Consider the following 18,639-nt stretch of genomic DNA (forward strand, 5'->3'; position numbering starts at 1 on the left):
CTTCCGTCCCACCGGCATGAACACGCAGCGACTGACGAGCGTCAGCCTCAGCCTCCTGACCCTGGCAGTGCTCCCCCTCGCCGCCGCCTGCGGCAACGAGAAGGACGGCGGCGGCAGCCGGACCGTCGGGACGGGCACCGGATCGGGAACATCCGAGGTCACCGGCGTCCACTGGAGCATCGACGACCTGACCGTGGACGGGAAGAAGAGTGCCGCCCCCGCCGGCGCCTTCCTGCAGATCGACAAGGACGGCGAGGTCAGCGGCAACTACGGCTGCAACAGCTTCGGAGCCACCGCCACGGTCGACGGCGACGCCATCGACCTCGGCACGGCCCGCTCGACCGACATGGCCTGTCAGGGTGATCGGATGACCTTCGAGAGCAGTCTCTCCAAGGCGCTCACCGGCGGCACCCTCACCGCGAAGGCCGACGCCGACGGCAGCAGCGCCCAGCAGCTCACCCTCACCACCAGGACCGGCGAGACCATCCACCTCTCCGAAGAGAAGGCCGCCGCCCTCTACGGCACCAAGTGGAAGATCACGGCACTCGGTGCCACCGACACCGCCACCGACAGTGACTCCGCCACCCCCCTCCCCTCCGGCGCCGACGCCTACCTCGTCTTCGATCAGAAGAGGGGCACCGTCAGCGGCAAAGCTGTGTGCAACAACGTTTCTGCTGAGGCAACGGTCAGCGATGGCGCTATCACTTTCGGCAGCCCGGCGACCACCCGAAGGATGTGCGACGCCTCACTCATGAAGGCCGAGAAGACCTTCCTGAAACTCTTCGACGGCCGGACGGCGTACAAGATCGACCACCGCAGTCTGTCCCTGACCAGCGCAAACGGGACCACCGCCAGCGCGATCGTCGCCGATTGAGCTCTTACCGCAGTCCACGGCCCCCGAGTGCCCGCACATCACCCTCGCATTCCCTAATTCGGACCAGTGGTCGATCTCGCCTACACTCGGTGCCGTGCCACGTGGTGACGGTCGACTCAGTCATGATCTGCTCCCCGGCGAGAAAGGCCCCCGGGACGCTTGCGGCGTCTTCGGGGTCTGGGCCCCCGGCGAAGAGGTCGCCAAGCTCACTTACTTCGGGCTCTACGCCCTCCAGCATCGAGGCCAGGAATCCGCGGGTATCGCGGTGAGCAACGGCTCGAAGATCCTCGTCTTCAAGGACATGGGGCTTGTCTCCCAGGTCTTCGACGAGACCTCGCTCGGCGCGCTCAAGGGTCATATCGCGGTCGGTCACGCCCGCTACTCGACCACTGGCGCCTCCACCTGGGAGAACGCCCAGCCCACCTTCCGCGCGACCGGCCACGGCTCCATCGCCCTCGGCCACAACGGCAACCTCGTCAACACGGCGCAGCTCGCCGAGATGGTCGCCGACCTGCCCAAGCAGCACGACGGCCGCACCCCGCGCGTCGCCGCGACCAACGACACCGATCTGCTGACGGCCCTCCTGGCCGCCCAGACCGACGACGAGGGCGAGCCGCTGACCATCGAGGACGCCTCCGCGCGCATCCTCCCGCAGGTCCAGGGCGCCTTCTCCCTCGTCTTCATGGACGAGCACACGCTGTACGCCGCCCGCGACCCGCAGGGCATCCGCCCGCTGGTCCTGGGCCGGCTGGAGCGCGGCTGGGTCGTCGCCTCCGAGTCCGCCGCCCTCGACATCTGCGGCGCCGCCTATGTGCGCGAGATCGAGCCGGGCGAGTTCGTCGCCATCGACGAGAACGGTCTGCGTACGTCACGATTCGCGGAAGCGAAGCCCAAGGGCTGTGTCTTCGAGTACGTGTACCTCGCCCGCCCGGACACCGACATCGCCGGCCGGAACGTGTACCTCTCCCGCGTCGAGATGGGTCGGAAACTCGCCAAGGAAGCCCCTGTCGAGGCCGACCTGGTGATAGCGACCCCGGAGTCCGGCACCCCGGCCGCCATCGGTTACGCCGAGGCCTCCGGAATCCCCTTCGGCGCAGGGCTCGTCAAAAACGCGTATGTCGGACGTACGTTCATCCAGCCCTCCCAGACGATCCGGCAGCTCGGTATCCGGCTGAAGCTGAACCCGCTGAAGGAAGTCATCAAGGGCAAGCGGCTGGTCGTCGTCGACGACTCGATCGTGCGCGGCAACACCCAGCGGGCGCTCGTGCGCATGCTGCGTGAGGCCGGCGCGGCGGAGGTCCACATCCGGATCTCCTCGCCGCCGGTGAAGTGGCCCTGCTTCTTCGGCATCGACTTCGCCACCCGCGCGGAGCTCATCGCCAACGGCATGACCATCGACGAGATCGGCACCTCGCTCGGCGCCGACTCCCTCTCGTACATCTCCCTGGACGGCATGATCGAGGCGACCACCATCGCCAAGCCGAACCTGTGCCGTGCCTGCTTCGACGGCGAGTACCCGATGGACCTTCCGGACCCCGAACTGCTCGGCAAGCAGCTCCTGGAGACCGAGCTGGCCGCAGGGCCCGCCGCCACGGCCGCGGCCGACGCGATCCGCCGCCCGTAAGCCCTGCTCCGGCAGCCCTGCTGCTCCTGCTCTCCTGCTTCACATCAACCCGAAAGATCCCAGGCAATGTCTGCGACCAACTCTGCTTCCGGCGCCTCCTACGCGGCCGCCGGCGTCGACATCGAAGCGGGCGACCGTGCCGTCGAGCTGATGAAGGAGTGGGTGAAGAAGACGCAGCGCCCCGAGGTCGCGGGCCTCGGCGGCCTGGGCGGCTTCGCCGGCCTCTTCGACGCCTCCGCCCTCAAGCGCTTCGAGCGCCCGCTGCTCGCCTCGGCGACCGACGGCGTCGGCACGAAGGTCGACATCGCCCGGCAGCTCGGCGTGTACGACACCATCGGCCACGACCTGGTCGCCATGGTCATGGACGACATCGTGGTGTGCGGCGCCGAACCGCTGTTCATGACCGACTACATCTGCGTCGGCAAGGTGCACCCCGAGCGTGTCGCGGCGATCGTCAAGGGCATCGCGGAGGGCTGCGTACTGGCCGGCTGCGCTCTGGTCGGCGGCGAGACGGCCGAACACCCCGGTCTGCTCGGTCCGGACGACTTCGACGTCGCCGGCGCCGGTACGGGCGTCGTGGAGGCCGACCGGGTGCTCGGCGCGGATCGCATCCGTACGGGTGACGCGGTGATCGCCATGGCGGCCTCCGGGCTTCACTCGAACGGGTACTCGCTCGTCCGGCATGTGCTGCTGAACCAGGGCGGCATGTCCCTGGACGCGCACATCGACGACTTCGGCCACACCCTCGGCGAGGAACTCCTCGTCCCCACCAAGATCTACTCGCTGGACTGCCTGGCCCTCATGCGGACCACCGACGTGCACGCCTACTCGCACATCACCGGCGGCGGTCTGGCCGCCAACCTGGCCCGGGTGATTCCGGCCGGCCTGCACGCGATCGTCGACCGCTCCACCTGGACCCCGGCCCCGGTCTTCGACCTCGTAGGGAAGACGGGTTCCGTCGAACGCCTGGAGCTGGAGAAGACGCTGAACATGGGCGTAGGCATGATCGCCATCGTCCCCGAGGACTCAGCGGACATCGCCCTGGCCACCCTGGCCGACCGAGGCGTGGAAGCCTGGATCGCAGGCGAAATCACAGACCGCGACAACCACACCACGGGCGCAGAACTGATCGGCAACTACGCGTCCGAGTAGGTGGCGAAGCCGCCACGCAGGGGCGCGGGGAACGGCGCGAGCAACCGCAACGCACCCGCACCCGCCAAAAAACCGGCACCCCCCGACCGCCCAGGCGCCAACCCCGCCCAACCCCAGCGGAGCGGCAACGCACGAAACCCGGTCCGGTGCTAGATCGCCCGGACCGGGTGAGGTGCAGCTGCTGTGCCCTGCAGGACCGGTGAACGAAACCCGTCACCTGTCAGGCGCGCCGCAGCAGAAGTAAGACGTCAAGCCCCACGGCGTTGTTGGGACGAGGGACCGGAGCCTTGTCCGTCCTCGTCCTCATCATCGTCGTTGTAGCGATCCGCGTACTGAGCGTACGGGTCGTCTTCTTCCTCGTCGTCGTCCTCGAACGGCTCGCCATTCGGCGGCTGGCTCGAAGTCGAAGCGCCCAGCTCATTGGCCAGGCGCGAGAGGTCAGTCCCGCCGCTGCTGTACTTCAGCTGGCGGGCGACCTTCGTCTGCTTGGCCTTTGCCCGGCCGCGCCCCATGGCTCGACCCCCTCGGATACGGGGCTCGATGGCCCCAGAGTCTTGACACCCGTTCATGTTCTGGAACGGGCTCTCCGTGGAGAGACCGGTCCGTAGGGCTTCCACGGTACCTGAGCCCACGCCCATACGGTACGTCGCCCGCAGGACGTGGCGGTGCCCAGGACCCGCGAGGTGCCCTGTCCCCGCTGGTCAACCGCGATTTTAACCACTTCTTGGTGGCCGACCCGCCGACGGGGGTGAGAGTTCTCTCCAACACCCCGCCGACCGGTACCTCCGCACCCCGTCCGGCTACGGCTTCCGGCGGGCCTCCGCCATCCGCTGCTCGGCGATCCGGTCGGCCGCCGCGGCCGGCGGAATCCCGTCTGCCTTCGCACGTGCGAATATGGCGAGCGTGGTGTCGTAGATCCTCGCCGCCTTCGCCTTGCACCGCTCGAAGTCGAACCCGTGCAGCTCGTCGGCCACCTGGATCACGCCACCGGCGTTCACGACGTAGTCGGGCGCGTAGAGGATCCCGCGGTCCGCGAGGTCCTTCTCGACGCCGGGGTGCGAGAGCTGGTTGTTGGCCGCTCCGCACACCACCTTGGCGGTGAGTACGGGCAGGGTGGCGTCGCTGAGCGCCCCGCCCAGCGCGCAGGGCGCGTAGATGTCCAGCCCCTCGGTCCGGATCAGCGCGGCGGTGTCGGCGACGGCCGTGACCCCGCCGTCCGGGTGGGCGGCCAGGATCCGGCGTACGGCGTCCTCCCGTACGTCCGTGATCACCACCTCGGCGCCGTCCTCGCGCAGATGCCGCACCAGGTGGTGCCCGACCTTGCCGACGCCCGCGATGCCGACCCGGCGCCCGCGCAGCGACGGGTCGCCCCACAGGTGCTGGGCGGAGGCCCGCATGCCCTGGTAGACGCCGAAGGCGGTCAGCACGGACGAGTCGCCCGCGCCGCCGTTCTCCGGGGACCGTCCGGTCGTCCAGCGGCACTCGCGCGCGACCACGTCCATGTCGGCCACATAGGTGCCGACGTCACACGCGGTGACGTACCGCCCGCCGAGCGAGGCCACGAACCGGCCGTACGCGAGGAGGAGTTCCTCGCTCTTGACGATGTCCGGATCGCCGATGATCACGGCCTTGCCGCCGCCGTGGTCGAGACCGGCCATGGCGTTCTTGTACGACATCCCGCGCGCGAGGTTCAACGCGTCGGCGACGGCCTCCGCCTCGCTCGCGTACGGGTAGAAGCGAGTACCGCCGAGCGCGGGGCCCAGGGCGGTGGAGTGGATGGCGATCACGGCCTTGAGGCCGGTGGCCCGGTCCTGGCAGAGCACGACTTGCTCATGACCCCCCTGCTCCGAGTGGAACAGGGTGTGCAGTACATCAGCAGGCGCGCCGGTTACGTCGGTCACTGTGGTGACTCCAGGGAAGTAGCGGCGGTTGGGGCTGGAGCCCGTACGGGTGGCGGCCTCCGTGGGCATGAGAGTAGAGCTCCTGCCTGGTCCGCGTATGCCAACCGTCCCCGCAGTGCCGAGGATCACCCACCGGTGGCACGGGCCGGTAGGACGGTTTGCATAATTTTCCCGTGCTGCACTGTGCTGCTTACGCGGTTTTTCCAGGTCGTCCAGGGGGGAGGGAGCAGGCGTGCCCAAGGTGTCCTCGGTGATCGTCCCGTACGCGTCCTACTTGCGCGTCTACGAGCCGCTGGCGGCCTTCCCGGAGCCGGAGCGCAGCCACTGGGCGCGCTACGCCCGGCGGCCCGACCGGCCCTCGTACCAGGACGAACTACGGCGCTCCCTGGCCGACTTGCTGCCGGTCCCGCCGGTCGCGGTGCCGGTGCACGAGAGCGCCGACGCGTTCGTGACGGAGGTCGACGGGGTGCTGTGCGTCTGCCCCTGGCGGACCCGGCTGCGCGGCTGGCAGGCGCTGGGCGGGCTGGGGGAGGAGCTGCCGCTGCCGCTCCTGGACGCCGCTCTGCCGCCCCTCGTACGCCATCAGGCCACCCAGGACTACGAGCGCTGGCTGACCCGCAACCCGGACGCCCGCCCGTGGATCCGCACGGCGACCTGGCAGGTGCCGCTCAACTGGTTCGTGCTCGTGACCGACGAGGAGCGCGAGTACGACAAGGGCTCGGGGGCCCCCGGGGGCGCGGCGCCCGTGCTGCGTTACCGGACGCCCATGGTGCAGGCTCGGCGGCGCGTGGCGCGCGGGCTGCGGACCCTGCGTGGCGCCCTCGACGAGGGGCCGCTGATCGACGGGCTGCTGGACGTGGGGCGGTGGCTGGAGGAGTTCCACCCGAGGTCGCTGGTCGAGCTGGACTACGGCGGCCTGGTGCATGTGCTGCCGGCCGGTGATCTGGCCGGCGACCACTCGGCGGCGGACGTGGCCGCCGGGATCGAGGCACTGCGCGACGGGGACGGCGAGGCGGCCGGGGAGGCGTACGGGCGGCTCGTGGAGCGGTGGCAGTCGGTGCGGGACCGGCGGTCGGCGAACTGACAGTTCGTCAAAAAAAGACTCCCTGGAACGTGAGTTCCATTTCTGTGGGACGCTCTTGGGGCTGCCGTGGGACGTAGGTCCCGATCCGGGCGTTTGTGTCAAGCGTGACGGACCGCACGTACAGGTGGCTTGCGTCCCTTGCCCCTCCTCGTGCCAAAATAGGACAAGGAGTCCGGGGGAGGCTCTATCTGCCCAGCTATGGGTGGAATCTCAGCATTGCACGCTATGGGGGGTCTCGTGACTCCTGATCGCCACTGTGACTGATCGTCACAGTGGCGTGACTGTCCGCTATGGCATGGTCCATCGGCTTCCGTCGCTGATGGCCGCCTGGGAGGGCAATTCCGTCGGTTTGGCCTACGCGGTTGGACAGATGGTGTAGTTGTAGTGCCGAGGACAAGCCGTTCGTCCTATAACCGACTCGACCCGCATCCGCCATTTCGGGCAACGCGGGTCAAGGTGCAGAATTTAGAGGAATGAACCGAGAAGGTTCGGTTCTCCCGAGGAGGCCGCTCATGACCGCTCGCACCCCTGATGCCGAGCCGCTGCTGACCCCGGCTGAGGTCGCCACCATGTTCCGTGTTGACCCCAAGACGGTGACGCGGTGGGCGAAGGCCGGCAAGCTCACATCCATTCGCACGCTCGGCGGACACCGCCGATACCGCGAGGCCGAGGTCCGCGCCCTGCTTGCGGGCATTCCGCAGCAGCGCAGCGAGGCCTGACCAACTGAATAGTCGGACGTGTCGGCAGGTCCCCCAACTATCGGCCGAGCCGTCCGACTGGCAACACCAGCAACATCCGCAAGATCAGAGTCACCTGAGTCACCAGAGTCACCTGTTCCATCAGCTTGATCTTTGACCGCTCGTGCGACGCGGGTCCTGCCCCAACAGGCCCCACGCCCAACGCAGTTCCACCTGTTCCACAGCTTCATGGGCGCGTCGTAGAGATCGCGCTGGACTCCGCCGGGTCCAGCGCGATCTCTTTTTTGTGCCCGCGAGCGGGGGTGGCACGGGGTGCTGTGAGCGGGCTTGTTGGAGTCTGGGGAGGGGTGTCGGATCTGCTGTGGGACCTGCCGCGGGACCTGTCTGAGGCTGGTGCAATTGCACATATTAAATTGACCAGTTGTAGGAGACCGGTAAGAACCCACTTTTCGAAAACTCATGCAGTGACACCCGTCACACCCTGCGCGCCTTGTTGACGCTGTGGCACAGGTGTTAGAGGGAACGGCTGTTGGCACCCGGTGCCTCGTCGACGTCAGCCTCGGTGTCCGCGTCGCAGCGCTCCATGGCGAGCCGCTGTAACCGGTGGCAGATCGGGCAGTGCCGCGTGAGATGCCGGTACCCGCTCGCGGCCGACAGGTGTGCCCGAAGCAGAGCACGCGTCTCGTGCCGTCGCGCGGTCGCCGCCATGCGCCACCTCCGGAAGGGGGACAGGGCATCGAAGGCCCTGCTCTCTGGGTACCGGGGGAGCGCGGCGCCGTCAAGCCGTCGACGCGACGGCAACGCGAGAGGGCCCGAGTCCTGAGACTCGGGCCCTCTCGTACTTCACTTGCGGTCCTGACGGGATTTGAACCCGCGGCCTCCACCTTGACAGGGTGGCGAGCACTCCAAACTGCTCCACAGGACCAGGTTTCGCGGCACTTGATGTTGCGCTGTGCTGCGAAAAGAGACTGTACAGGAGGGCGAGCCCGGGGGCGAACTCACTTACCGTGCCGACCCCGTTACGGCCTCGACGGTCGTTTTACGGGGTTTTACGGGGCCTGTGCGTCGATCGCCTTCACGATCCGCTTGTCCGACACCGGGTACGCCGTGCCCAGCGCGTGGGCGAAGTAGCTGACGCGGAGTTCCTCGATCATCCAGCGGATGTCCAGCACCGCCGACGGCACCGGCCGGCCCTGCGGCAACTGCTCCAGCAGCCACGCGTACTCGTCCTGCATCTCGTGCACCTTCTCCATACGGGAGGTGTCCCGCTGGACGTTGGTGGGCATCTGCTGCAGGCGTCGGTCCGCGGCGACGAGGTAGCGCATCAGGTCGGGCAGCCGCCGCAGACCGGCCGCCGTGACGAAGCCGGGCCGTACGAGGCCGTCCAGCTGCTTCCGTACGTCCGTCAGGTTCGGGAGGAGCACGGCGCTGCGTACGCCCTTCAGACGGCGCTCACAGGCCTGCCAGGCGGCCAGCACCTGCTGCACCTGGTTGACCGTACGGACCGTCGTGTCGACGATCTCCGCGCGCACCTTCTCGTACAGCTTCCGGTGCGACTCCTCGTCCCAGGCCGGGCCGCCGAAATCGGCGATCAGTTTGTCGGCCGCGGCCGTCGCGCAGTCGTCGAACAGGGCCTGGATCGAACCGTGCGGATTCGCGGACAGCGCGAGCTTCTGAACATTCGTCAACTTCTCGGACGCGAACTTCGCTGGATTGACCGGGATGTTGCGCAGGATGAGCCGCCGGCTGCCCTTCCACATCGCCTGCTGCTGCTCGGCCTCGGTGTCGAAGAGGCGTACGGAGACGGTGTCGCCGTTATCGACCAGCGCCGGGTACGCCTTCACGGGCTGGCCGGCTCGGCGGGTCTCGAAGAGGGGCGTCAGGGTGCCGATCGACCAGTCCGTCAGGCCGGTGCGCTCCAGGGACTCGCCGCCGGCGCGCTCGGCGGTCGCCGCCGCGGCCTGGGAGATGGCCTGGCGGGCCTTCGGCTTGAGCTGGAGGCGCAGTGCCTCCAGGTCCTTGTCCTCGGCCAGCTTGCGGCGACGCTCGTCGACGACCCGGAAGGTGATCCGGAGATGGTCGGGGACCCGGTCCCAGTCGAAGTCGTCGGCGGTGAACGGGACTCCGACCAAGCGCTTCAACTCGCGGGCCATGGTGACCGTCAGCGGCTCCTGCTGTGACATTGGGCGGCCAGAGGCCGACGGCGTCGAGGTGGCCAGGAAGCGCTTGGCGAAGTTGGGGGCCGGGACGTAGTGGCGGCGGATCGGCTTGGGCAGGGAACGGATGAGCTCCGTCACCAGCTCCTCGCGCAGGCCCGGGATCTGCCAGTCGAAGTTCTCGTCCGTCACCTGGTTCAGCACCTGGAGCGGGACGTGGACGGTCACACCGTCGGCGTCCGCGCCCGGCTCGAACTGGTACGTCACCCGGAACTTGAGCCGCCCCTGGTGCCAGGCGTCCGGATAGTCGTCCTTGCTGACGTCGCCGGCGCGCTCGTTGATGAGCATCGCCCGCTCGAAGTCGAGGAGTTCGGGCTCCTCGGTCTTCTTGCGCTTCCACCAGGAGTCGAAGTGGGCGCCGGACACCACGTGTTCGGGAACGCGCTCGTCGTAGAAGTCGAAGAGCGTCTCGTCGTCGACCAGGATGTCCCGGCGCCGGGCCCGGTGTTCCAGCTCCTCGACCTCGGTGAGGAGCCGGCGGTTGTCGGCGAAGAACTTGTGGTGCGTCCGCCAGTCGCCCTCGACCAGCGCGTTCCGGATGAACAGCTCACGGGACACCTCCGCGTCGATGCGCCCGTAGTTCACCTTCCGCTGGGCGACGATCGGTACGCCGTACAGCGTCACCTTCTCGTACGCCATCACCGCGGCCTGGTCCTTCTCCCAGTGCGGCTCGCTGTACGTGCGCTTGAGGAGGTGCTCGGCGAGGGGCTCGACCCACTCCGGCTCGATGCGGGCGTTGACCCGGGCCCACAGACGTGACGTCTCGACGAGTTCCGCCGACATCACGAAGCGCGGGGGCTTCTTGAAGAGGGCGGAGCCGGGGAAGATCGCGAACTTGGCGTTGCGGGCCCCGACGTACTCGTTCTTGCCGGAGGCGTTGCGGGGGCTGTCGCCGGTCGACGTGGACGCTCCGGCTGAGCCGCTCGTGGACTTCGGTACGTCCTTCATCCCGATGTGGGAGAGGAGCCCGGCCAGGAGGGAGACGTGGACGCTCTGCTCGGGGGCGTCGTCCTCGTTGGGGTGGATGCCCATCTGGCGGGCCACGGTACGGAGTTGGGTGTAGATGTCCTGCCACTCGCGGATCCGCAGGAAGTTCAGGTACTCCTGCTTGCACATCCGCCTGAACGACGACGAGCCGCGTTCCTTCTGCTGCTCACGGACGTACCGCCAGAGGTTGAGCAGGGCGAGGAAGTCGGACGTCTCGTCCTTGAAGCGGGCGTGCTGCTGGTCGGCCTGCGTCTGTTTCTCGGCGGGGCGCTCGCGCGGGTCCTGGATGGAGAGCGCGGCGGCGATCACCATGACCTCGCGGACACAGCCGTTCTTGTCGGCCTCCAGGACCATCCGGGCCAGCCGGGGGTCGACGGGCAGCTGCGCGAGCTTGCGGCCGGTGTCGGTGAGCCGTCTGCGGGGGTCCTTCTCGGTGGGGTCGAGGGCGTTGAGCTCCTGAAGGAGCTGGACGCCGTCGCGGATGTTGCGGTGGTCCGGCGGGTCGATGAAGGGGAACTTCTCGATGTCGCCCAGACCGGCGGCGGTCATCTGGAGGATGACGGAGGCGAGGTTCGTCCGCAGGATCTCGGCGTCCGTGAACTCCGGGCGGGCCTCGAAGTCGTCCTCGCTGTAGAGCCGGATGCAGATACCGTCCGACGTACGGCCGCAGCGGCCCTTGCGCTGGTTGGCGCTGGCCTGGGAGATCGCCTCGATGGGCAGCCGCTGGACCTTGGTGCGGTGGCTGTAGCGGGAGATACGGGCGAAGCCGGGGTCGATGACGTACTTGATGCCCGGCACGGTGAGCGAGGTCTCGGCGACGTTGGTCGCCAGAACGATCCTGCGGCCGGTGTGCTGCTGGAACACCCGGTGCTGCTCGGCGTGCGAGAGCCGGGCGTAGAGGGGCAGAACCTCCGTGAACCGGTAGTTCCGCTTGCCCAGCGCGTCCGCCGTGTCGCGGATCTCGCGCTCGCCGGAGAGGAAGACGAGGATGTCGCCCTTGCCCTCGCCCTGGAGCTCCTCGACGGCGTCGCAGATCGCGGTGATCTGGTCGCGGTCGGAATCCTCGGTGTCCTCTTCGAGGAGCGGGCGGTAACGCACCTCGACGGGATACGTTCGGCCGCTGACCTCGACGATCGGGGCGTCCCCGAAGTGCCGGGAGAAGCGCTCGGGGTCGATGGTCGCCGAGGTGATGACGACCTTCAGATCCGGGCGCTGGGGGAGGAGCTGGGCGAGGTAGCCGAGCAGGAAGTCGATGTTGAGGGACCGCTCGTGGGCCTCGTCGATGATGATCGTGTCGTAGGCGCGCAGCTCGCGGTCGGTCTGGATCTCGGCGAGGAGGATGCCGTCCGTCATGAGCTTGATGACCGTCGCGTCCTGGTTCACCTGGTCGGTGAACCGGACCTTCCAGCCGACGGCTTCACCGAGGGGCGTGTCCAGCTCGTCGGCGACCCGCTCGGCGACCGTACGGGCGGCGATACGACGGGGCTGGGTGTGCCCGATCATGCCGCGCACACCCCGGCCGAGTTCGACGCAGATCTTGGGGATCTGGGTGGTCTTCCCGGACCCCGTCTCACCGGCCACGATGACGACCTGGTGGTCGCGGATGGCGGCGGCGATCTCGTCCTTCTTCTGGCTGACGGGCAGCTGCTCGGGGTAGCTGACCGCCGGGACCCGGCTGCGCCGCTCGGCCATCCGTAGTTCGGCCTTCGCGACCTCCGCCTCGATCTCGGCGAGGACGGCGGCGCGGGCTTCCGGCTTGCGGATCCTGCGCGCGCCTTCGAGCCTGCGCCCGAGCCGGTGCGCGTCGCGCAGGGACAGCTCGGTCAGGCGGGGGGCGAGATCGCCGAGGGCGGGAGCGCCGGGGGTGGAGGACCCGGTGGCGCTGACGCCGGGGCTGTGGCCGGGGGCGGAGGCAGGATGCGTAGACATACGCGGTCCAGGATCTCACCTCGGCCAAATTACTGGCGAACGCTTTTGTCACGGGGCCCGGCGACAGCCCGAGCGGCCCCGTCCTCAGGGCCTTCGGCGTCCGCAGTGTCCTCAGTCGCCGATCGGGCCGGCCGGACTTACTGGGCTGACCGGGCTGACAGGACCGGCCGGCTGCGGTACCGGGGCCACAGGAGGAGCTGCCGGGGGCGTCATGCGGGCGCTCGCGTCGCCCAGGACCATTGTCTTCGCGGTGTTGGACATCGCCTTGATGCTCAGATAGGCCGTCGTCATCGTGCTGACCGCCGTGAACGCCGAGGTCAGGATGCCCACGATCACGGCCGAGTCGCCGTGCAGACGCCACACGCCGAAGATCGCCACTCCGGCTATCGCGAGGTTGCTGATGACCACGGCCAGGAGTCCGTACAGCGCCCGGCTCTTCTCCAGCCCGTCATGATCCCGCTCGGCTTTCGCCCCGCCCCGAACCATCGTCCCTGCCCCCACCTTGTCGCTCCGCGGACCTGCCAGAACGTAGCGCCGCCCCGCATCGTCTGCCAAGCGTGAGCACGACAAAGGCCCCGTCCGCTTGGACGGGGCCTTCGGGTTGTGGCTGGGGCCGGGATCGAACCGGCGACCTATCGCTTTTCAGGCGATCGCTCGTACCAACTGAGCTACCCAGCCACGAGGTTTCACGTGAAACATGCAACCTCAGCGGTCCTGACGGGATTTGAACCCGCGGCCTCCACCTTGACAGGGTGGCGAGCACTCCAAACTGCTCCACAGGACCTTGCTGTTGTGCGCGACGTAAGTCTCGCACACCGTGTCGTGTGCTCCCAACGAGATTTCCCGTCGTGAACCGACACCGACTGCGAGTGTCGGACTGCCTGGTCGCCGTGGCCGATCTGGTGGTTCTGAGTGACCGGTTGGGGCTGTTGGCGTGCCGATGTCGCTGGAAAAGCGTATCAGACCACGGGGGATGCTCCGCGCAGGAGACAACGCAGGTCGGGGGCGTGCGGTCGGGATTCCGGAAGGGTTCTGGCGGGATTCCGGAGGGGGTCCGGTGAGATTCCCGAGGGGGTTCGGAGGCGATCCGAGCGCGTGTCGGCGCGTGCACCGGAGGGCGTGGGGTGCGCCGCGCAGGGTACTCCGCCCGCATGCGGATGAGCGTGCTGGATGTGGGTTCGAACACGGTTCGGCTGGTGGTCGCGGACACCCGGAACGGTGTGCCCCTGCCGGCGCACACGGCCAAGTGGCGGCTGCGGCTGTCCGAGCAGGTGGAACGCGACGGAGTGATCCCCGAGGAGTCCGTGCACCGGCTCGTGAAGGCGGTCGCGTCGGCCGCCGCGACCGCCCAGCGGCGGGGTGCGGGCGGGCCACTGGCCTTCGCGACGGCGGTCATACGCGCCGCGCCGAACCGGGCCGACGTGCTGCGGACCGTACGGGACGAGACCGGCGTACGGCTGTGCACGCTGCCGGGAGAGGTCGAGGCCGAGCTGACGTTCCTGGGTGCCCGGCGGTGGCTGGGCTGGCAGGCCGGCTCCCTCGCGGTGTTCGACATCGGCGGCGGCTCCCTGGAGGTGGCGTGCGGGCGCGGCAGGCTGCCCGACTTCGCGGCGTCGCTGCCGCTCGGCGCCGGCCGGCTGACCCGGGAGTTCCTCGCCGGCCAGGATCCGCCGTCGGAGGAGGACCTGAGGGCGCTGCGCCGCCGGGTGCGTCATCAGTTGCGGGACGTGGCCGCACGGCTCAGGTGGGAGGGGCCCCACATGGCGGTGGCGACCTCTCGGACCTTCCAGCAGCTGGCCCGGCTCTGCGGGGCCGCACCAGGTCGCCAGGGCGTGTTCGTGGCGCGGCAGCTGACGCGAGGAGAACTCCGCGCCTGTCTGCCCCGCCTCGCGGCTCTGCCGGCGGCCGAGCGGGCGACACTCCCCGGGGTCTCCGCGCCGCGAGCCCTGCAGAGTTTGGCCGGAGCGGTGGTCGGGCACACGGCGATGAAGCTGACGGGCATCAAGAGGCTCACCATCTGCCCGTGGGCCATCCGCGAGGGCGTGCTGCTGCGGTGCATCGAGGACGGTGGATCGTGGTGGGCGGAGATCACTCAGGAGAGGGACGAAGAGGCGCCCGCGGGGCCTACCCCGCTGCGGATCGCGGCCCCGGAGGCCTGAGGTACCGGTGCCTCCCGGGCCACCCGTCAACTCGACTTACGGAGGAGCCATGGTGGACAAGGGGCGTACCGACAAGATCAAGGGCAAGGCCAAGGAGCTGGCCGGCAAGGCCACGAGCGATCACGAGCAGGAGTTCGAAGGCAAGCTGGAGAAGGCTCGCGGCGAGGCGAAGAAGATCAGGGGCGAGACCCGGGAGCGCGCGGAGAAGGCCATGCGGCGCGAGAGCCGGCGGGACCGCGGCTGAGCAGCTGGTTCAGGGGCCGGGCCGGCGGCTTGGCGGTGGGTCGGGCCATGGGGTGGGCGGGCCCGGAGGTCGGGCTCAGGGGTGAGGAGCAACTCCCGCCCGGCCCTTTGGTGGTGTCCGGAGGTCTGCGACCGTCTCGGCGATCCGTAGTCGGAACGCCTCGGGGAGGGCGTCGCCCGTGACGGCGCCGACGAGGTTGTCGGCCACCTCGTGCAGCTTGGTGTTGGTGTTCTGGGAGACCGCGACGAGCACCTTCCAGGAGTCCTCGGCGCTCAGACCGAAGGACGCCATGAGGACGCCCCGGGCGAGGTCGATGACGGGCCGCGTCTGCATCGCCCGCCGGAGCTGAATCACCTCGATCCGCAGATCCTGGTCGGTTTCGCCGAGCGGTGCGGCCTCGGCGCCGAGGGCGAGGGCCGAGGCGGAGTGTGCGGCGGAGCCGGCGGCTGATTCCGCGGCCGAGTCCGCGGTGGGGTCTGTGTCTGTGGCCGGGACCCGGCCGGTCGCGTCGGCCCCGTTCATGACCTCGGGTTCCTTTCCCTTTCCCGCGCCCCTTTCCTCGCCCTCGCCCACGCCGGCGAACAGCGGCAGCGTGCCGGTGATCGAGAAGAGCCGGAGCACCGCGGCGCTCGCCGACCGAATGGTGACGATCTTGCCCTCGTCGAGGGCGTGGCTCCGGATCCGCAGCAGGACGTTCAGCCCGGAGCAGTCACAGAAGTCGACGCCGCTCAGATCGAGGTCGATGCCGCGCTCCGAGCCGGCCAGGGCCTGGCGCAGACCCTTGTGGAAGGCCTGCTCCGTGACGAGGTCGATCGCGCCCGAGACCACGACGAGCGTCGCGTAGCCGTCGGGGCGGGTCTCGATCCCGAGCAGCGGTGCGGGGGTGTCGCTCGACGGAGTGGCGAGCGGCGCCAGGGGGACTTCGTTCGCCACCGTGAGCTGCGTAGTAACTGCGCGGTCTGGCATTGCGGATACTCCGTGGGCATCGGGCAGTTCGTGGCTCTTCAAGCGTCTGCCCGAGGCGTTCGTACGTCAAGAGATACATGAAACAAAGTTCGGCCTTTTGAATACGTGAATCGAGGAGCCTATGCTGTCGGCATGCGTGGAGTACCCGAATCACACACAGGGTGGACGTTCCTCACCAACCACTCCCGTGTCCTCGCTGCGATCGCGGAGAATCCCACCGTCCGCATCCGTGACATCGCCGCCCGATGTCGCCTCACCGAGCGCGCCGTTCAGAAGATCGTTTCGGACCTGGAGACGGCCGGTTATCTCACCCACACCCGTCAGGGACGTTCCAACGCGTACCGGATCGAGGCCGGAACGATCCTGCGCCATCCCGCCGACGAGGGGCTGAGCGTGGCGGAGCTGCTGTCGCTCCTCGCGCGGCACGATGCCGAACACGTCGACGGCCGGCGTGAGCTGCAGTCGACGGCTCCACACGCGCGGAGTTCCGAAGACGATCAGTGACGCGAGCCGACCGGTGACGCGACACATGCGGTGACGTGGCCGGAGCCTCGCGCGCCCTCGCTCGCGGTCCTGCGGCTGCTGGAGTACTGGCCGGCGCACCCCTGGGTACCCGCTTGTCCGAGCGGTCCTGACGACGGGCCGACGAAGGAACAGTGCGAAGGGACAGTGCTGTGAGCGACCACGCCACCCACACCCCCGGGGACGACGAAGAGGGGGCGCCGGAACGGGAGTCCCGTCCCACGCCCGTCCCGAGGGATCTGCCCGATCAGCAGGCGGGCGTCGACGAGGACCCCTGGGAGCTCGACGACGACGCCCCGGGGGCGACCGGCCCCGACGGGCGGCCCGACCCTGAGGTCCCCGACACGGACGAGGCCGGTACGGGCAGGCGGGGCGCTCCGCACTCCGGCAGTGGGCACCCCGAGCAGCCCGTGCCCGACGAGCCGACGGCCTGAGTTTCCCGGCCGCCGTAGCGGCGTCCATGAAGCACGAATGGCGGCCACCCCTGATGCGGGATGCCGCCAACCGTATTTACCTGTGCCCCCAACGGGATTCGAACCCGTGCTACCGCCTTGAAAGGGCAGCGTCCTGGGCCGCTAGACGATGGGGGCGAGGACGTGAGAAGCATAGGTGATGCCGGGGACGTTCGCCAAAACGGTTATGGGCTCGGAACGGAGGACCTCGAAGGCGAAGTCGAGGGTGCGGACGGGGTCGAAGTCGGGGGCGAAGACGACGGTGAGGGGACCGGCGTGGCGCCCGGCTGGTTCTCCTTCGGGAGGTGGCGGCTCACCTCCGCCGTGGTCAGCCCGAGCCCGCCCAGTTTGATCTCGTCCCAGGCCTGCAGGCGACGCGTGTCGCGGTCCAGGTAGAGGACGGACGCCTCGATCTGGTCCGGGTTGCGCTTCTCCAGGGCACGCAGTCCGCTGCCGCCCGTGGACCCCTCGATGCGCAGCCTGGTGCCCTTCGCCATGACCTCCATCTCCGCGTGGTGGAGGTGCCCGGCCAGGACGAGCGGGACCACGCCGTCCGTCCGCCGCGCCGCCTTCGGCTCGTGGACCATCGCGATGTCCACCGGGGTGCCCAGGGTCCGCTGGTCGCGGATGGCCGCTGCCAGCCGGTCGCCCGCCAACTCCTGGGCCTGGGTGCCGTCCTGCTCGCCCGCCGAGCGGTCCGGGGTGAACTGGGGATCGCCGATCCCCGCGAAGCGCAGCCCGCCGATGGTGGCCGACTGGCCGTCGTCCAGGACGTGCACGTTCTTCATGCGCTGCAGATAGCGCTGGGTGAGCCTCGAGTCATGGTTGCCGCGCACCCAGACGTACGGGGCGCCGAGGTCCCTGATCGGGTCCAGGAAGCCGTTCTCGGCGGCCGTGCCGTGGTCCATGGTGTCGCCGGTGTCGACGATGACGTCGATGTCGTACTGCTCCACGAGCGACGCGATGATCTTCCAGCTCGCCGGGTTGAGATGGATGTCCGAGACGTGCAGGACGCGGATCGTGGCCGGGTCGGGCTGGTAGGTCGGGAGCGTGGACGTGACGTCGTAGAGCTTCGTCACGTTGGTCACCAGGCGCGCCAACTCCTTCTGGTAGACGTCGAACTCGGTGACGATGCTGCGCGCGTTGCCGACCAGGGAGGGGGCGGAGGACAGGAGCCCGGAGAACTTCGGTTCCAGGACCGACTTGGGGTTCCAGGTCGCATACGCCGTCGCCCCCGACGCGACCAGGAGGGTGAGGGCGAGGCCGCCGGCCGCCAGGGCCCGGCGGGGGCGGCGGTACACCGCGAGGCCGAGGGCGGTGGCCCCGGACACGACGGCCACGCAGGAGCGGACGGCCAGGTCGAGGGTGCCGTGCTCGACGTCCTCGGCGACCTCGTCCTGGAGTCCGGAGAGGCGTTCGGGGTGGTCGACGAGGGCCTGGGAGCGGACCGGGTCGAGCTGGTCGACGTTCACGTCGAGGCGGACCGGCGCGGTGTGGCTGTTCAGCTCCAGGGCGCCCAGCGGGGAGACGTTGATCTTCGTGCCGCCGGTGAGGGAGGGACGGAGGGTCATCGTGGTGTTCATCGGGCCGACCGGTGCGCGTACGTTGCCGACGATCAGCAGCCCCAGCCAAGCACCCAGAAGGACCACCGCGACCAGGCCCAGAGCGCGGGTCCAGGGGTGCGGCGGATGGACCAGCTCGGCGGCCGGACGCACGCGCCGGGAGCGATAGGGGCCGGTGAGCGCGGTCAGGGGGCGGCCGAGGCGGCCGGTGGTGGTGCGGGTGGTTCCGGGGTTCGGGGTGTTGGCGGGTACGCGTGCCATTGGTCCCG

Annotated in this window: 16 protein-coding genes and 4 tRNA genes; 9 read left to right on the plus strand and 11 right to left on the minus strand. The window is 69.1% G+C overall.

The genetic code is table 11. The annotated features are described in order from the left end of the window. Positions 1-16 precede the first annotated feature (16 nt). The 3 genes from OG241_RS29865 (at position 17) to purM (ending at position 3,650) form a co-directional block, all read left to right on the plus strand. Positions 17-874: an META domain-containing protein gene (locus OG241_RS29865; protein WP_405819532.1), complete on the plus strand. Its 858-nt coding sequence runs from the start codon at positions 17-19 to the stop codon at positions 872-874. Positions 875-968: 94 nt separating this feature from the next. After that, on the plus strand, positions 969-2,498 hold the full coding sequence (gene purF, locus OG241_RS29870; RefSeq protein WP_405819534.1) for an amidophosphoribosyltransferase: 1,530 nt from the start codon (positions 969-971) through the stop codon (positions 2,496-2,498). A gap of 66 nt (positions 2,499-2,564) precedes the next feature. Then, positions 2,565-3,650 (plus strand): phosphoribosylformylglycinamidine cyclo-ligase, encoded by a 1,086-nt coding sequence (purM, locus tag OG241_RS29875; RefSeq protein ID WP_405819536.1) that lies wholly within the window; start codon positions 2,565-2,567, stop codon positions 3,648-3,650. 248 nt (positions 3,651-3,898) lie between these two features. Here the strand turns inward: purM and OG241_RS29880 are convergent, their stop codons facing one another. Beyond that, entirely contained in the window at positions 3,899-4,162 is a 264-nt protein-coding gene (locus OG241_RS29880; RefSeq protein ID WP_405819538.1) for a DUF3073 domain-containing protein, read from the minus strand. A 288-nt stretch (positions 4,163-4,450) separates the two neighbouring features. Continuing rightward, positions 4,451-5,551, minus strand: coding sequence for a Leu/Phe/Val dehydrogenase (locus OG241_RS29885; protein WP_405826488.1), 1,101 nt, complete (start codon positions 5,549-5,551; stop codon positions 4,451-4,453). Between the two features lie 232 nt (positions 5,552-5,783). On the opposite strand from OG241_RS29885, the gene OG241_RS29890 reads away from it, so the two are divergent. Next, the gene (locus tag OG241_RS29890) at positions 5,784-6,635 is read left to right on the plus strand and encodes a hypothetical protein (RefSeq protein WP_405819539.1); all 852 of its coding nucleotides are present in this window, start codon (positions 5,784-5,786) and stop codon (positions 6,633-6,635) included. A 512-nt stretch (positions 6,636-7,147) separates the two neighbouring features. Then, entirely contained in the window at positions 7,148-7,354 is a 207-nt protein-coding gene (gene bldC / locus OG241_RS29895) for a developmental transcriptional regulator BldC (RefSeq protein ID WP_003949541.1), read from the plus strand. Between the two features lie 492 nt (positions 7,355-7,846). On the opposite strand, the gene OG241_RS29900 is transcribed toward bldC, so the two are convergent. From OG241_RS29900 to OG241_RS29925, 6 genes are all read right to left on the minus strand, one after another. Continuing rightward, positions 7,847-8,041, minus strand: coding sequence for a DUF6274 family protein (locus OG241_RS29900; protein ID WP_405819541.1), 195 nt, complete (start codon positions 8,039-8,041; stop codon positions 7,847-7,849). Between the two features lie 142 nt (positions 8,042-8,183). Next, positions 8,184-8,258, minus strand: a tRNA-Asp gene (locus tag OG241_RS29905). Positions 8,259-8,382: 124 nt separating this feature from the next. Continuing rightward, positions 8,383-12,465 carry an ATP-dependent RNA helicase HrpA gene (hrpA, locus tag OG241_RS29910; RefSeq protein ID WP_405819543.1) on the minus strand — a complete coding sequence of 1,361 codons (4,083 nt, stop codon included), beginning with the start codon at positions 12,463-12,465 and terminating at the stop codon, positions 8,383-8,385. A gap of 111 nt (positions 12,466-12,576) precedes the next feature. Next, positions 12,577-12,966 carry a hypothetical protein gene (locus OG241_RS29915; protein ID WP_405819544.1) on the minus strand — a complete coding sequence of 130 codons (390 nt, stop codon included), beginning with the start codon at positions 12,964-12,966 and terminating at the stop codon, positions 12,577-12,579. Between the two features lie 103 nt (positions 12,967-13,069). Then, positions 13,070-13,143 (minus strand) — tRNA-Phe (locus OG241_RS29920). Positions 13,144-13,174: 31 nt separating this feature from the next. Further along, a tRNA-Asp gene (locus OG241_RS29925) sits at positions 13,175-13,249 on the minus strand. A 367-nt stretch (positions 13,250-13,616) separates the two neighbouring features. Here OG241_RS29925 and OG241_RS29930 point away from each other — a divergent pair. Then, a complete protein-coding gene (locus OG241_RS29930; RefSeq protein ID WP_405826489.1) occupies positions 13,617-14,624 on the plus strand; it encodes a Ppx/GppA family phosphatase in 1,008 nt (335 codons plus the stop codon). Positions 14,625-14,673: 49 nt separating this feature from the next. Next, positions 14,674-14,868, plus strand: coding sequence for a CsbD family protein (locus OG241_RS29935; protein WP_405819546.1), 195 nt, complete (start codon positions 14,674-14,676; stop codon positions 14,866-14,868). A 75-nt stretch (positions 14,869-14,943) separates the two neighbouring features. Here the strand turns inward: OG241_RS29935 and OG241_RS29940 are convergent, their stop codons facing one another. Then, positions 14,944-15,834 carry an ANTAR domain-containing protein gene (locus OG241_RS29940; protein ID WP_405819548.1) on the minus strand — a complete coding sequence of 297 codons (891 nt, stop codon included), beginning with the start codon at positions 15,832-15,834 and terminating at the stop codon, positions 14,944-14,946. A 132-nt stretch (positions 15,835-15,966) separates the two neighbouring features. On the opposite strand from OG241_RS29940, the gene OG241_RS29945 reads away from it, so the two are divergent. Together OG241_RS29945 and OG241_RS29950 are read left to right on the plus strand one after the other, a co-directional pair. Beyond that, on the plus strand, positions 15,967-16,338 hold the full coding sequence (locus OG241_RS29945; protein WP_405819550.1) for a helix-turn-helix transcriptional regulator: 372 nt from the start codon (positions 15,967-15,969) through the stop codon (positions 16,336-16,338). A gap of 170 nt (positions 16,339-16,508) precedes the next feature. Further along, on the plus strand, positions 16,509-16,790 hold the full coding sequence (locus OG241_RS29950) for a hypothetical protein (protein ID WP_405819552.1): 282 nt from the start codon (positions 16,509-16,511) through the stop codon (positions 16,788-16,790). 83 nt (positions 16,791-16,873) lie between these two features. On the opposite strand, the gene OG241_RS29955 is transcribed toward OG241_RS29950, so the two are convergent. Then, positions 16,874-16,946 (minus strand) — tRNA-Glu (locus tag OG241_RS29955). A 47-nt stretch (positions 16,947-16,993) separates the two neighbouring features. Next, positions 16,994-18,631, minus strand: coding sequence for a metallophosphoesterase (locus OG241_RS29960; protein ID WP_405819554.1), 1,638 nt, complete (start codon positions 18,629-18,631; stop codon positions 16,994-16,996). Positions 18,632-18,639 lie beyond the last annotated feature (8 nt).

This window comes from Streptomyces sp. NBC_01390 (assembly GCF_045040105.1).
GTDB lineage: Bacteria > Actinomycetota > Actinomycetes > Streptomycetales > Streptomycetaceae > Streptomyces.